The 14,172-nt window shown below is 42.4% G+C and carries 12 protein-coding genes; 6 read left to right on the top strand and 6 right to left on the bottom strand.

The genetic code is table 11. From position 1 onward, the window contains the following. Positions 1 to 14 precede the first annotated feature (14 nt). On the top strand, positions 15 to 656 hold the full coding sequence (locus K6984_RS09235) for a transposase (RefSeq protein WP_221895265.1): 642 nt from the start codon (positions 15 to 17) through the stop codon (positions 654 to 656). A 180-nt stretch (positions 657 to 836) separates the two neighbouring features. Here the strand turns inward: K6984_RS09235 and K6984_RS09230 are convergent, their stop codons facing one another. After that, positions 837 to 1,061 carry a hypothetical protein gene (locus K6984_RS09230; protein ID WP_221895264.1) on the bottom strand — a complete coding sequence of 75 codons (225 nt, stop codon included), beginning with the start codon at positions 1,059 to 1,061 and terminating at the stop codon, positions 837 to 839. A 57-nt stretch (positions 1,062 to 1,118) separates the two neighbouring features. On the opposite strand from K6984_RS09230, the gene K6984_RS09225 reads away from it, so the two are divergent. Then, positions 1,119 to 1,322 carry a hypothetical protein gene (locus tag K6984_RS09225; RefSeq protein WP_221895263.1) on the top strand — a complete coding sequence of 68 codons (204 nt, stop codon included), beginning with the start codon at positions 1,119 to 1,121 and terminating at the stop codon, positions 1,320 to 1,322. 285 nt (positions 1,323 to 1,607) lie between these two features. Here the strand turns inward: K6984_RS09225 and rsmA are convergent, their stop codons facing one another. The 3 genes from rsmA to pdxA all read right to left on the bottom strand — a co-directional run bounded on the left by rsmA (position 1,608) and on the right by pdxA (position 5,131). Then, entirely contained in the window at positions 1,608 to 2,402 is a 795-nt protein-coding gene (gene rsmA, locus K6984_RS09220; RefSeq protein WP_221895262.1) for a 16S rRNA (adenine(1518)-N(6)/adenine(1519)-N(6))-dimethyltransferase RsmA, read from the bottom strand. 100 nt (positions 2,403 to 2,502) lie between these two features. Further along, positions 2,503 to 3,801, bottom strand: a complete 1,299-nt coding sequence (locus K6984_RS09215; RefSeq protein WP_221893851.1) for a transposase — start codon at positions 3,799 to 3,801, stop codon at positions 2,503 to 2,505. A gap of 322 nt (positions 3,802 to 4,123) precedes the next feature. Beyond that, complete coding sequence (gene pdxA, locus K6984_RS09210; protein WP_221895261.1) at positions 4,124 to 5,131, bottom strand: 4-hydroxythreonine-4-phosphate dehydrogenase PdxA; 1,008 nt, start codon at positions 5,129 to 5,131, stop codon at positions 4,124 to 4,126. A gap of 128 nt (positions 5,132 to 5,259) precedes the next feature. Between pdxA and K6984_RS09205 the strand changes: the two genes are divergently transcribed. From K6984_RS09205 to K6984_RS09190, 4 genes are all read left to right on the top strand, one after another. After that, positions 5,260 to 5,853 carry a TetR/AcrR family transcriptional regulator gene (locus K6984_RS09205; protein WP_221895260.1) on the top strand — a complete coding sequence of 198 codons (594 nt, stop codon included), beginning with the start codon at positions 5,260 to 5,262 and terminating at the stop codon, positions 5,851 to 5,853. Beyond that, positions 5,850 to 8,150: an efflux RND transporter permease subunit gene (locus tag K6984_RS09200; RefSeq protein WP_230987993.1), complete on the top strand. Its 2,301-nt coding sequence runs from the start codon at positions 5,850 to 5,852 to the stop codon at positions 8,148 to 8,150. The genes K6984_RS09205 and K6984_RS09200 overlap by 4 nt, the downstream gene beginning before the upstream one ends. A 508-nt stretch (positions 8,151 to 8,658) precedes the next feature. Beyond that, on the top strand, positions 8,659 to 9,489 hold the full coding sequence (locus tag K6984_RS09195; protein ID WP_221895259.1) for an outer membrane lipoprotein-sorting protein: 831 nt from the start codon (positions 8,659 to 8,661) through the stop codon (positions 9,487 to 9,489). A gap of 264 nt (positions 9,490 to 9,753) precedes the next feature. After that, positions 9,754 to 10,992, top strand: a complete 1,239-nt coding sequence (locus tag K6984_RS09190) for a hypothetical protein (protein ID WP_221895258.1) — start codon at positions 9,754 to 9,756, stop codon at positions 10,990 to 10,992. A 278-nt stretch (positions 10,993 to 11,270) separates the two neighbouring features. On the opposite strand, the gene gatB is transcribed toward K6984_RS09190, so the two are convergent. Next, entirely contained in the window at positions 11,271 to 12,704 is a 1,434-nt protein-coding gene (gene gatB, locus K6984_RS09185; RefSeq protein WP_221895257.1) for an Asp-tRNA(Asn)/Glu-tRNA(Gln) amidotransferase subunit GatB, read from the bottom strand. Positions 12,705 to 12,714: 10 nt separating this feature from the next. Then, a complete protein-coding gene (gene gatA / locus K6984_RS09180) occupies positions 12,715 to 14,166 on the bottom strand; it encodes an Asp-tRNA(Asn)/Glu-tRNA(Gln) amidotransferase subunit GatA (RefSeq protein ID WP_221895256.1) in 1,452 nt (483 codons plus the stop codon). Between the last annotated feature and the right edge of the window lie 6 nt (positions 14,167 to 14,172).

The following is a 14,172-nucleotide window of genomic DNA, read 5'->3' as shown; positions in this document are numbered from 1 at the left end:
TTGATGGCAATGGGATGGAAAAACTTGAACATCGAGTAAAAGAAAGTTCAATTGCGACTCTGGTTGAGTCTATCCCTTTTGACTCCCAGCATGAGATCAATACAGGGGTTGAAGCATACAGTGTGTACGAAAACAAGGGCATCAAATTTAACGTTGTGGATTACCGTGATCCAGAAACCGGAAAACTTCACCGGTTTGTGACAACCTTGCCAATGACTATTAACCCTGGAGCCATTGCCATGCTATATTTCAAACGATGGACGATTGAAAAGACATTCAATAACACTAAAAGTAATTTCAAGGAAACTAAAGCTTGGTCTTCCAATATCCGCTCACTTGAAAATCAAATGCGCCTGACTGCAATGAGCTATAATTTAATGCGCGTGTTTGAAGAGATTTCAAAAACACAACAGCCAGAATTGATTCATCCATCGGATGAAAAATATAGCGAGGCTCTGGAGATAAGGCAGCAACAGGCTCAAAAACGAGATCGTTTTGTGAATCCATTATTTTTCCAGGCAAGAATATCTCGTATCAGCTCGTATACCATTCGGGCAGTTCAAAACGCAATAATAACAGGAATGTCTTTACAGTGCTTTATGAGCTCTCTTGTGGCGATGTTAGTTTCACGGCATCAATTGATAGGGGAACACTGATGATGAGCTAGAGAATGAAGAGGGTGAGGTGTTGGCAGAAGGGTTTTTAGTTTGGTTGAAATAAAAAATAGCTATTGTTTTCATCAGTGTTCCCATTGAAAGAAGAAGTACCTAAACAAAGCAGCCTATAACCTACCTGAAGGTAGCACCACTCGAATATTTCCATCTTTTTGATTTTAATCACTTATAACAGCCGCTGAAAATCATGGAAACGGAGCTTAGCGAAGTGGTGATTTTTAGTCCCTGATAGGCGACAGGGCAATTCGCTGATTCGACGTGTGCTAGCAGCACGCGAGAGGAGCAAGAATTGCATTCCGAATAGCCGTCCAGCCAGTGAGGTAGTAATGACGAAGCGGCTTTTGTGCGTAGTCGTTGCGGACGCAGGGCGTTCAGGGCATCTCCCATCCGCTGCGTAGGTGAACGAATTATGGCGACAGGAGTCCCGGAATTTCGTGAGGTAGCATGGCACGCCTGAATGGCATGACGCAGGTTTTTATTAAAAGTCTGCTGGTAGCTGGAAAGTCTGGATTTATCGAAACAACGGCCGGGCAGTATGTTAATGGCATTGGGTCTGAGAATTCTGGCATAGGAACATGTTTCGGCTATCGCTTGTTTAAATTGCTGTTGCTTTTCGGGTACTGCGGCCAGACCCTCGCCACCTTGTAATAAGTCATCGGCGGTAACATTAAACAATACTAGCTTTAATTGTAGCGCGTCTAATTCCTGGCGTATTGTCTCTGCACTTAATTCATAGGGAAATTGAATATCCACTGCGCTAAAGCCTTGTTCTTTTGCGGCTTTAAAGCGTTGTTGTAAAGGAAGCTCAGTAAATAATAAACTTAAATTGGCTGAAAAACGTAGCATAAGAGTTGTTTATCTGTAGAGCGGACTTCAATCCGCAAATGTACATGAATATTGGCTGAGTTGCGGACTGAAGTCCGCTCTACAGGTTTATTCTTCTAGCGGATTTTGGTTTATATACTGACTCAATTTAGCAAAGTCTGCTAATGAGATGGTTTCAGCCCTAAGCGTAGGATTGATGTCTAAGGCAATAATATCCACTTCAGTAATCAATTTTTTCAGTGAATTGCGTAAGGTTTTACGCCGTTGTGAAAAGGCGGTGGTGACTACGGTATTTAACATTTTAACCGAATCCACATTCACTGGAGCTTGTGCGTGTGGTTCCAGACGGACGATAGACGACATAACTTTAGGCGCAGGGTTAAAACTTTCAGGTGGCACGTCAAATAAGTGTTCTGTTGCACAGTAGTACTGCATCATAATGCTGAGGCGGCCGTACTTTTTACTGCCAGGGTCAGCACAAATTCTATCCACCACTTCTTTTTGTAGCATAAAAGTCATGTCGGCTATACTGGGCGTGTTTTCCAGTAAATGAAACATTAGCGGTGTAGAAATATTGTAGGGCAGGTTGCCTAATATATGTAGCTTTTCACCGGTTTTAGCCAAAGCAGAAAAATCAAACCTTAAGGCATCTGAGCTGTGGATGGTGAGCTGGTCATATTGTTCAAATTTGAATCCAAGAAATTTCACCAGGTCTCGATCCAGCTCAACGACATCTAACTGTACGCCACTCTTTAATAAAGGCTCGGTTAGGGCACCTTGCCCTGGCCCAATTTCAACCCAGTGCTGGTCTTGCTGGTAATTAAGTGACCCTAGGATATTGTCAATAATATGCTGGTCATGCAAAAAATTCTGACCAAACCGTTTACGTGCTTTATGTGCCATAGTGTATTGTTGGTTTATTCAAAAAAACCATAGGATGCGTTGAGGTACGAAACGCATCATTCGCGAAAGGTGCATTTTGTACCTAAATATATCTCTATCATCAGTGTTCCCCTATCAATTGATGCCGTGAGACTAACCTCGCCACAAGAGAGCTCATAAAGCACTGTAAAGACATTCCTGTTATTATTGCGTTTTGAACTGCCCGAATGGTATACGAGCTGATACGAGATATTCTTGCCTGGAAAAATAATGGATTCACAAAACGATCTCGTTTTTGAGCCTGTTGCTGCCTTATCTCCAGAGCCTCGCTATATTTTTTATCCGATGGATGAATCAATTCTGGCTGTTGTGTTTTTGAACTCTCTTCAAACACGCGCATTAAATTATAGCTCATTGCAGTCAGGCGCATTTGATTTTCAAGTGAGCGGGTATTGGAAGACCAAGCTTTAGTTTCCTTGAAATTACTTTTAGTGTTATTGAATGTCTTTTCAATCGTCCATCGCTTGAAATACAGCATGGCAATGGTTCCAGGGTTAATAGTCATTGGCAAGGTTGTCACAAACCGGTGAAGTTTTCCGGTTTCTGGATCACGGTAATCCACCACGTTAAATTTGATGCCCTTGTTTTCGTACACACTGTATGCTTCAACCCCTGTATTGATCTCATGGCGGGAGTCAAAAGGGATAGACTCAACCAGAGTCGCAATTGAATTTTCTTTTAGCATTGAAATCATGTAATTAGCATGTCGTTTCTGCCGATCCCACCAGACAAAGTCGGTGACGGCTTTATCGTAGACATAGAGATGTTTCTGAGAGCTGTTATTTCCCTTGTTTTGCTTTTCAATATGATCTCGTAACACAGGTATTTCTTGATGCCTCTGAGTTCCGTTTGTCACCAGACAAAGAAATCTGAGCAACCCACTTCTGAGATTCAACGCGTAAATCCCCCCAGCCGCATAAACTTTCCCCTTGCTGTTTTTTTCAGTATGGCAGGCATGATCAATAAAATGTCCATCCGCTGCTTCTATGGTGTATTCGTCAAGTTCCGGGAATGCTTTAAGATAATCAATGCCTTGCGACAGCAGTGTTTCAGCGTGAAGATGATAGCTCTGCTGTTCAAATGCCTCAAGCATACTTGTTCGTCTATGCGACTTCAGTGATTTAAAATACGTTGAGTGGGGAAGCAGCTGGCCATAAATCTGTTCATTGGTTTGGAGGAAATGGCGACCACTATCGACTACACTGATACAGCGTAATAACCCAAGGCGAATAAAGTCGATATCCTTCAACTCTGGGCATGAACGAGCCCACAAAGGATGACGCTCTGCTAACAGGGAACGTTCCATACTTTCATTGCAGTGTTGGTGAATATGTTCAGAGAGTGGTAGGTCTTTAAGCATGGGTGATATCCGTTTATGAGGTGATTAAAACGGAAATTTTTAGAAAAATTTTTTCGGCAATTGCAAGCTTTATTTGAAATTATTTGTTGTTTTTTTACGGTGCCTACAGAGTGTCTATTTTCTGTTATAAGTGATTAAAATCAAAAAGATGTAAATATTCGAGTGGTGCTACCTTCAGGTAGGTTATAGGCTGCTTTGTTTAGGTACTTCTTCTTTCAATGGGAACACTGATGATCTCTATGGTGATTTATTAACGCTTTTCCTTGTGAAAAAAATACTACACTCTATGGTGATTTATTAACGCTTTTCCTTGTGAAAAAAATTAACTTACTGAGTGCGCGGTATTAGAACTATCAGACATTTGTATTGCGGTTTGTAATGCGTATACCAGACTACCTACATCGGCTTTACCTGTGCCAGCCAGATCCAGAGCCGTGCCATGATCAACCGAGGTGCGGATAATGGGTAAGCCTAAGGTAATATTAACCGCTTTACCAAAGCCCTTGTATTTCAATACTGGCAAACCCTGATCATGGTACATGGCCAGTACGGCATCGGCTTTATCAAGATACTTAGCAGTGAATAAGGTATCTGCAGGTAATGGCCCTTGCAAACTAATACCTGCCTGGCGACATTTTTCTAGCGCAGGCCCGATTACTTCTATTTCTTCACGCCCCATGTGACCGCCTTCACCGGCATGAGGATTTAGCCCACAGACTAAAATATGCGGCTTTTTTATGCCAAACCAATGATGTAAATTAGTATTTAATAAGTGTATGACCGTCACTAATGTTGCTTGAGTTATAGCTTTGCTTACATCGGCTAGGGGCAGGTGGGTGGTTGCCAGAGCAACGCGTAAGCCCTCTGTTGCCAGCATCATCACAGGGTGGCCACCGGTAATTGCCGCAATAAATTCAGTGTGTCCGCTAAATTCGATGCCTGCATCATTAATCACTCCTTTATGTACCGGCGCTGTGATCATGGCGGCAAACAATCCACTCATGCAACCTTTGGTGGCAATCTCGATCGTTTGTAATACGTAATTGCTATTACCGGCATTTAATACACCACAGTCTGCAGCTTGCTTTAGGTTGCAGGGTAGCACTGTTAATGCGCCTGAAACATGCTGTTTAATTTCCTGCTGTGTATCAAAGAAGTTAATGCTCAGAGGTAAGTTAAGTCGCTTTGCACGATCTTGCAGTAGCTCGGGGTCTGCAATAACGATCAGTTCACAGGCCAGTTCATATTGTGCTAATTGTATACAAAGATCAGGGCCTATGCCCGAGGGTTCACCGGATGTTAAGGCGATGCGGGGAAGAGTTTTGGGCACGTTTTTTATTAAATAATCAAAATATGCATTTTAGCATCAAACCCCTGGTTACGTTTATGCTTGAATAATTTAAGTTGTTGAGTTTTTAAAAATACTATATTATCTACCCAAACGAACGTTAGGTATAAATGATGGGCTCTAAAGAAAATATATTAAAAACGGCGGTGACGCTATTTTCCAGGCAAGGCTTTGATGGTGTTTCTATGCGCAAGCTCGCCAAATCAGCAAATATGAGCACAGCCGCTGTCTATCATCATTTCCCCAATAAGCAGGCTTTGTACCTGCAGGCGATGCATTTTGCTTTTGCTAAACAGCAACAGGCATTCGATCAAGTCTGGCAGGCGGATCTTGAGGCGGATGAAAAGCTTAGTCGGTTTGTTCGATGCCTGGCTGAAGTATTAACCACAGATGTTGATTTCAGGCGGTTTATGCAGAGGGAATTGCTGGATGCCGACGATGGGCGTATGCAGCTCCTAGCTAAGCAGGTTTTTCAGGAGCAGTTTAAGCAGTTAATGGCAGTCATCGAGCAGAAAAGTGGCTCGCAGCAACAGGCCCATTTTAGTGCATTAAGTGTAATTTCTCTAGTGTGCGATATTATTCAAATGCAGCCTTTAAGCAGGCATTTACCAGGCTGGAAAAAAGAGCATGAACAGGTAGATTTTATTGCCTGTCAGGTGTTGAATTTATTAATGAACGGAATTAAATCTAAAGGCAGTAAATGATGAAAAAAAATGCATTTTCTAATGGGCTAGGCAGATTCGCTGTAAATCACCCTTGGTGGGTTCTGCTGTTGAGCCTATTATTTATTGGGCTGAGTGGCACAGGCCTGAAAAAACTAGAATTCACCAATAATTACCGGGTGTTTTTCGGCGAAGACAATCCGCAGTTATTAGCTTTTGATGCGCTACAGAATACCTATAGCAAAAGCGATAATGTCATGATACTGGTAGAGCCAAAAAATGGTGATGTATTTACCAGGGAAAACCTGCAGGCTATCGTAGAGCTAACAGAGCAAGGGTGGCAATTACCTTATTCCAGTCGCGTTGATTCGATTACTAATTTCCAGCATACGATTGCAGAAGAAGATGACCTGATTGTTGCTGATTTAATTGTTCAGCCTTTGCAAATGAGCGATGCGCAGCTGCAATATGTAAAGCAGGTTGCCTTAAATGAACCATTGCTAAAAGATCGGCTAGTGTCTAAAACCGGACATGTCTCTGGCGTAAATGTCACTATGCAACTTCCGGGTACTAACCCAATGGAAGCGATGGAAATAGGGACTGTCACACGCGAAATGGCTGCTAAGTTTAAGCTGAAATATCCTGATTTGACGCTGCACTTAAGCGGTATGGTGATGATGAATAATGCCTTTGGTGAAGCGGCGCTGAAAGATAATACCCGACTAATTCCCATTATGTATGGCATCGTGATTCTGGTGTTAATCTTTTGTTTGCGCTCTTTTACCGCAACATTTAGCGTGATTGCGCTGATTGTTTTTTCTATTATTACTGCTCTTGGGTTAGGCATTTATGCAGGAATTAAATTAACGCCTACCTCAGCGATGGCTCCGACCATTATATTAACCATGGGGGTTGCCGACTGTGTACATTTATTGATCACCTTTTTGCATAATATGCGTCTGGGACATGAGAAAAAACAGGCCATGTGCGAAAGCCTGCGGATTAATTTCCAGCCGATGATGTTAACCAGTGTCACTACAGCAATCGGCTTTCTGAGTCTGAATTTCAGTGATGCGCCACCGTTTAGGGATTTGGGTAATATCGTTGCCCTCGGGGTTATTATCGCGTTTATGTTATCGGTCACTTTACTGCCCGCATTGATGACCCTATTACCGGTACGTGTCAAAATAAAAGATGATTTAGATAATACTGCCATGCAGCACCTTGCAACGTTTGTGATTAAGCGGCGTAAACTTTTATTAGTGGGTAATACCATTCTGGCCGTGGCGGTTATGAGTATGATCCCGCGCAACGAAATCAATGATGAGTTTGTAAAATACTTTGATGAAACCATAGAGTTCAGGCGTGCCGCCAATTTTTTGAATGAAAATCTGGGTGGTATTTATAATATTGAACTCTCGATTGATTCAGGTGTCGCTGGTGGAATAAGCGAACCAGGGTTTTTAGCAAAAGTTGAACAGTTCAAATACTGGTTGCAACAACAGCCAGAAGTCGTACATGTAAATAGTATTTCGGATACCTTTAAGCGCCTGAACAAGAATATGCACGCTGATCAGCAAGATTGGTATAAGCTACCAGAAGCTCGGGATCTGGCCACACAATATCTACTGCTATATGAAATGTCCTTGCCTTATGGCCTGGATCTAAATGATCAGATTAATGTAGATAAATCGGGTATCCGCATGATAGCCAGCTTAAAAAATCTGTCTACCACTCAAATGCTGGATATAGAGCAGCGCATTCATAACTGGATAAGGCAGAATTTAAGTGCATATACAGTGAATGCAGCCAGCCCGGTATTGATGTTCTCGCATATAGGGCAGCGTAATATTATCCGCATGTTAATCGGTTCGTTAGCTGCGTTAGTGCTAATTTCCGTGATTTTAATTGCGGCTTTCCGTTCATTAAAATTAGGTCTGATCAGCTTAATTCCCAATTTGATACCTGCCGGGATGGCGTTTGGTATCTGGGGCTTGATTGATGGTCAGGTGGGCTTAGGGTTATCAGTTGTTACCGGAATGACTATCGGTATCGTAGTTGATGATACGGTGCATTTTATTAGTAAATACCGCCGTGCAAAAGTCGAGAAAGGCTTATCTTCGGAAGAAGCGGTACGATATGCTTTTTCTACAGTAGGGGTGGCTTTATGGGTTACGTCCTTAGTCCTGGTCAGTGGATTTATTGTTCTCTCGACCTCTGCATTTGTTATGAATAGTGGTATGGGGTTAATGACCGCAATTACCATCGCCGTGGCATTAATCATGGACTTCTTGTTTTTACCCCCCATTTTGATGACGTTGGATAAAGGCCGTGGCTGAGTCATATGGCTGTAGAGTGGACTTTAGTCCGCAATGCCTGTTTTTATCGTTAGTGTATTTAACCCATCTTCGTCACTTTCATCTTTCTAAGCCATTGATTCATCGGTTTAAGCGATTTTTTGTCGAAAAATTCTCTTTAAAATCAATGGTGTTTTTTTTGAAAGTTTTGTAGTGCCATTTATATTATTTTTGTCGATAAATTCATTGACTTTTGTCAAAAAAATCATCATTATTTGAGTGTAATTTACATGCGACAAAAATACTCTAAAAAATCCAACGTTTTATACAAAAACACAAAATCTGTAGTGCCAACTGGCTACTTTTTAAAATTTCAACCAATTGATTTATAACAACTACATCATCAATAGTGACGAAGATGGGTTAATATTATTTTAGCTAAAGGTACACATAGTCATATTTGATAGCTGGTTTTCAGCGGATACAGGTCGGATTTAATCATGACGGACTAATGCCCGTTCTACCCTGTTTTATATTAGGAGAGAAAAAAATGAACAATATTATCATCGGTTTATTGCTGGCTTTACTGCTGGGACTAGGCTTTGCAGAAGAAACAAGTACAGCACAAATAGACACAGTGGAGATAAGTACAGCTGAGGTTAATACAGAACAAAAAGGCCTGGAAATTATGCGCGAAGTTGATACGCGTGATTTAGGCTGGGGCGACATGTCAACGGATATGAAAATGATCCTGAAAAATAAAAATGGTGATGAGCATGTACGTAGTTTACGCCTGAAAACTCTTGAAATGAAAGATGATGGTGATAAGAGCTTAAGTATTTTTGATAGTCCGCGAGATATTAAGGGGACAGCATTTTTAATTTTTACTCATGCATTGGAGGCCGATGAGCAGTGGTTATATTTGCCTGCGTTAAAAAGAGTTAAGCGTATTTCATCGAGTAATAAATCCGGGCCATTTCTGGGCAGTGAATTTGCCTTTGAAGACCTGACTTCATTTGAATTGAAAAAATACAAATATAATTATTTACGTGATGAAGTGCTGGATGGTATCGATAGTTTTGTGGTTGAAACTTTCCCGCAATACGAACACTCCGGTTACGTGCGTAATATCGTCTGGATTGATAAAGAGCGTTATATTCCTTTAAGAATTGATTATTATGATCGCAAAGATGCCTTGTTAAAAACTCAAAGTTTTATTGATTATCAGCAATATCTTGGGCAATACTGGCGTGCAGATAAATCGCTTATGCAAAATCATTTAACAGGAAAAAGTACCACCCTGCTTTGGGAAAACTATAGTTTTCGTAATGGCTTAACCGAGCGTAATTTCGATAAAAACACCCTTAAACGTTCGCGTTAATAAAAACTATGTAGTCCGGGTAAGATTATCAAGCATTGTGCGATAACCTAACCCGGTAAAGCAGTGTAATGATTCTGGGCAAGATCATTTTTTGCCATGAAGGCGATGCAGAAATGACTGGTTTTAAGAAGGTGTTTTTAAATTGTGTTTATGAACTTTTGTAGCAACTTAGCAGCTTATTCAACAAATTTTTTTCCCTTCATTTTCTTTATGCTCTTCATGGTAATAACAAATAGTGCTGCACTGTGTTGGATAGGTGAATAAATGGATGCACCTTGTCATGTTAAACCACAGATGAATAAGATATCTATTCCTCAAGGGAAGCTAGCTGCCGCACTGATTTTATTCCTGCTATCGATTAAGCCGCTGACTGCCTGGGAATTATCCGGTTATGTTGGTATAGAAGATATGGTGTTTTTTGAGCAGCCTACGGATCCCCAACAATACAATAACTATCTGTCGGGAGTGATAGAGGCGGAGCTATACCATGAATGGGATAATGGTAATCAGATCTTTGCCTTTGTACCATTTTTCCGGGGTGCACAATTTGACAGTAACCGCACGCATTTTGATATACGTGAACTGACTTATGTTTATGCTGCAGAAGCCTGGGAGTTCCGCTTTGGAATTCGTAAAGTTTTCTGGGGAGTAACAGAATCTGTACACCTGGTTGATATTATCAATCAGCGAGATATGGTGGAAAATACCGATGGCGAAGACAAGCTTGGGCAACCGATGATTAATTTTGCCTGGATACAGGACTGGGGAACACTGGACCTTTTTCTATTGCCGGGCTTTCGGGAAATGCCTTTTACAGGCGTTAATGGTCGACCAAGAATACAGCCCGCTGTGGATAGTAGTCAGGCAAGATTTGATAAAAATGGCTTTGCGCGGCAAATGGCTTATGCGATACGCTGGTCACATTCTATAGGCGACTGGGATATAGGCGTATCTAATTTTTATGGTACCAGTCGTGATCCGATTTTTCTGCTAGAAGACGATGCCACAGGGAAAATCAAGATCATACCATATTATCAGAACATCAATCAAACTGGACTGGATTTACAGGCGACGATAGAGAGTTGGCTATTAAAACTGGAAATGATTGTGCGTGTCAGTGAAATTGATACGACCTTTGCAACAGTGGCAGGTTTTGAATATACTTTTTTTAATGTTGGCGAAACCGGGCTAGATATCGGTTTGCTGGCTGAATACCTGTATGATAGTCGAGGTAATAGAGCACCAACCATTTTCCAGGATGATTTTTTTACTGGGATACGCTTTGCATTAAATGATGTGCAAGACACGCAAATTCTGGCTGGCGTGATTGTAGATAGCAATACCTTTGCACAATTTTATAATATAGAGTTCAGTCGATGCTTTTTTGATAATTTTGTATTAGAAGTTGAAGGGCGATTTTCTAATGGCGCAGCTCCCGGTGACCGAGCATATTTTTTTCGTAATGACAGCCATTTCAGGTTTGAGTTAAGCTATCATTTTTAGGTGTTGATAATAACACTTATGTTTGTTAATTCAATCTGTAGGGCGGCGCTTTAGCCCGCAGTTTAGATAATGCGCAATAAATAACCTTCCCAATTCATGATGGCTTTCATTTCTACATCATGAACAGATTGGATGAGTTTGTCAGCTTAGACTCATTTCGTGTTGGAGAAGGCTCTTACTAGGCTGGAGGCTGTAGAGCGGACTTCAGTCCGCTAATGCCTGCTCTATATGCAAATAACGGACTAAAGACCGCTCTACAGCTAACCGGTCAAGCCAATCTATCGCTTTAACTTACTTTTAAGAACCTTGTTAACTTCGCCAGGGTTTGCCTTGCCCTGCGAAGCTTTCATAGTTTGTCCAACAAAGAAGCCAAACACTTTATCTTTACCACTCAAGTACTGCTCAACCTGCCCAGGGTTATCAGCGATAATTTGATCTATAAGCGCTTCTATTGCGCCACTATCGGTGATTTGCTTTAAGCCTTGAGCTTCAATAATGCTATCCGCGCTATCTTCACTACTCCACATTGCTTCAAATACCTGCTTGGCAATTTTGCCGGAGATGGTATTGTCGGCGATACGTTGTAGTAGTCTCGCAAGACGCTGGTAGGAAACCGGTGACTGGTCGATTTGCAGACCTTGTCTATTGAGTGCCGCTATTAAGTCTCCAGTCACCCAGTTGCTGCATATTTTTGCATCACAGGCTGACTCTTTAACTAAAGACTCAAAATAGTTGGCCAGTTCTTTACTGCTGGATAAAATGCCCGCTGTTTCAGCGTCTAATTTGTAGTCAGCAATAAATCGTGCTCGCTTAAGCTGTGGCAGCTCAGGTAGTTCTGCTTTGACTTCGCTGCGTAACTCGTCGCTGATATATACGGGTAACAAGTCAGGATCGGGAAAGTAGCGGTAGTCATTAGCCTCTTCTTTGCTACGCATAGAGCGGGTTTCATTTTTATCCGCGTCATATAAACGGGTTTCCTGAACGATCCTGCCACCCGCTTCGATGATGTCGATCTGGCGCTCGACTTCGATATTAATGGCTTTTTCTACAAATTTGAACGAGTTGATATTTTTCAGCTCTGTACGCGTGCCATATTCTTCTTGAACCACGGGGCGTACAGAAACATTGGCATCACATCGGAATGAGCCTTCCTGCATATTGCCATCACAGATATCCAGATATTGCACCAGCTCATGAATTTTGCGCATATAGGCGACCGCTTCTTTAGCTGAGCGCATATCCGGTTCTGATACGATCTCTAATAAAGGCGTACCAGCGCGGTTCAAGTCGATACCTGTCAAGCCATGAAAATCTTCATGCAATGATTTTCCGGCATCTTCTTCTAAATGCGCGCGGGTAACGCCGACTCGCCTGGTTTCCCCATTGACTTCGATATCCATATGACCGATACCGACGATAGGGTCATCCATTTGGCTGATTTGATAGCCTTTGGGGAGGTCAGGATAGAAGTAATTTTTTCTGGCAAAAACTGAATAAGCTGCGATTTCGGCATCTATGGCTAGGCCAAACTTGACGGCCATACGCAAGACTTGCTGATTTAATACGGGCAATACGCCCGGTAGACCCAAGTCCACTGCGCAGGCCTGGGTATTCGGCTCGGCTCCATAGGCAGTAGAAGCGCCAGAAAATATTTTTGATTTTGTTGCTAGCTGGGCGTGGATTTCCAGTCCTATAACTGTTTCCCATTGCATAAGTAACTCCTTACTCAAAGCTTGTTGGTGTTTGTTGATGCCAGTCGGTAATTTGCTGATATTGGTGTGCCACATTAAGCAGCTTTGCTTCAGCAAAGTAATTACCTATAATCTGCAAGCCCACGGGTTTGTTATCGATAAATCCTGCAGGAATAGACATTGCAGGTAGGCCAGCCATGTTGATGGCAATCGTATAGATATCGGCTAAATACATTTCGATAGGATCGCTGGTTTTTTCACCGATACCAAATGCAGGAGTAGGGGAGACAGGCCCCATAATAACGTCGACCTGCTCTAGTGCCTGTTTGAAATCATCGCTAATTAAGCGGCGAATTTTTTGCGCCTTAATATAATAGGCATCGTAATAGCCTTCAGATAAAGCATAAGTACCTACCAGGATGCGCCGTTTGACTTCTGCGCCAAAACCTTCGCCTCGTGAGCGTATATACAAATCATTCAAATTGGCCGGATTGGCACAGCGATGGCCAAAGCGTACGCCGTCCATACGTGAAAGATTGGCCGAGCATTCTGCCGGAGCAATCACATAATATGCGGGGATTGCGAGCTTTAAATTAGGCATGGAAACTTCGATAATTTCCGCACCCATTTTTTTATATTCATTAACCGCAGCTTCAATGCTTGCAGCCATATCGCTGTTCAGCGCTGCATCAAAGAACTCTTTAGGCAGTCCGATTTTTAAGCCGACGAGGCTGTTGTTTAGCCCAGTACTGTAATCGGGAACTTCACAGTCCACACTGGTTGAGTCTTTGGGGTCAAATCCCGCCATAGCTTGAAGCATGAGTGCAGCGTCTTCTGCCGTTTGCGTCATCGGACCACCCTGATCCAGACTGGAAGCATAGGCAATCATGCCGTAACGCGATACGCGGCCATACGTGGCTTTTAAGCCAGTAATGCCACAAAGAGCAGCAGGCTGGCGGATAGAGCCACCAGTATCTGTTCCTGTTGCACCAGGAATTAAACGTGCAGCAACAGCAGCAGCAGAGCCACCGGATGAGCCGCCGGGTACTGTGTTCGCAGCCCAGGGGTTTTGTACATTGCCATAAAAGCTGGTTTCATTAGATGAGCCCATGGCGAATTCATCCATATTTAATTTTCCCAGAGTAACTGCGCCAGCCGCATTAAATTTCTCGACAACTGTGGCATTATAAGGGGCGATAAAATTATCCAGCATTTTTGATCCGCAACTGGTTTTAATGCCTTGCGTACAAAAGATATCTTTATGCGCAATAGGTACGCCAGTTAGCAACGGCACATTTCCCGTAGCAAGCATGGCATCCGCTTGTTTGGCGCTGGCTATGGCCAGGTCTTCTGTTACTGTAATAAAGCTATTAAGGCTGTGGTGTTGCTTGATACGCGCCAGATAGGACTGCGTCAGTTCTAAGCTGGAATATTCACCAGCCTGCAATCCTTTAGCAAGTTGTGCAATGGTTTTGGTATACATGTTATA

This window comes from Bathymodiolus japonicus methanotrophic gill symbiont, from assembly GCF_019721995.1.
Lineage (GTDB): Bacteria > Pseudomonadota > Gammaproteobacteria > Methylococcales > Methylomonadaceae > Methyloprofundus.
Note: the sequence above shows the minus strand (reverse complement) of the source record. Positions and strands in the feature narration are given on the sequence as shown.

Excerpts from the sequence above, each read along its gene's own strand:
- K6984_RS09235 (WP_221895265.1), top strand. The coding sequence starts at position 15 with ATGGAAAAACTTGAACATCGAGTAAAAGAAAGTTCAATTGCGACTCTG.
- K6984_RS09230 (WP_221895264.1), bottom strand. The coding sequence starts at position 1,061 with ATGGGAGATGCCCTGAACGCCCTGCGTCCGCAACGACTACGCACAAAA.
- K6984_RS09225 (WP_221895263.1), top strand. The coding sequence starts at position 1,119 with ATGGCACGCCTGAATGGCATGACGCAGGTTTTTATTAAAAGTCTGCTG.
- rsmA (WP_221895262.1), bottom strand. The coding sequence starts at position 2,402 with ATGGCACATAAAGCACGTAAACGGTTTGGTCAGAATTTTTTGCATGAC.
- K6984_RS09215 (WP_221893851.1), bottom strand. The coding sequence starts at position 3,801 with ATGCTTAAAGACCTACCACTCTCTGAACATATTCACCAACACTGCAAT.
- K6984_RS09205 (WP_221895260.1), top strand. The coding sequence starts at position 5,260 with ATGATGGGCTCTAAAGAAAATATATTAAAAACGGCGGTGACGCTATTT.
- K6984_RS09200 (WP_230987993.1), top strand. The coding sequence starts at position 5,850 with ATGATGAAAAAAAATGCATTTTCTAATGGGCTAGGCAGATTCGCTGTA.
- K6984_RS09195 (WP_221895259.1), top strand. The coding sequence starts at position 8,659 with ATGAACAATATTATCATCGGTTTATTGCTGGCTTTACTGCTGGGACTA.
- K6984_RS09190 (WP_221895258.1), top strand. The coding sequence starts at position 9,754 with ATGGATGCACCTTGTCATGTTAAACCACAGATGAATAAGATATCTATT.
- gatB (WP_221895257.1), bottom strand. The coding sequence starts at position 12,704 with ATGCAATGGGAAACAGTTATAGGACTGGAAATCCACGCCCAGCTAGCA.
- gatA (WP_221895256.1), bottom strand. The coding sequence starts at position 14,166 with ATGTATACCAAAACCATTGCACAACTTGCTAAAGGATTGCAGGCTGGT.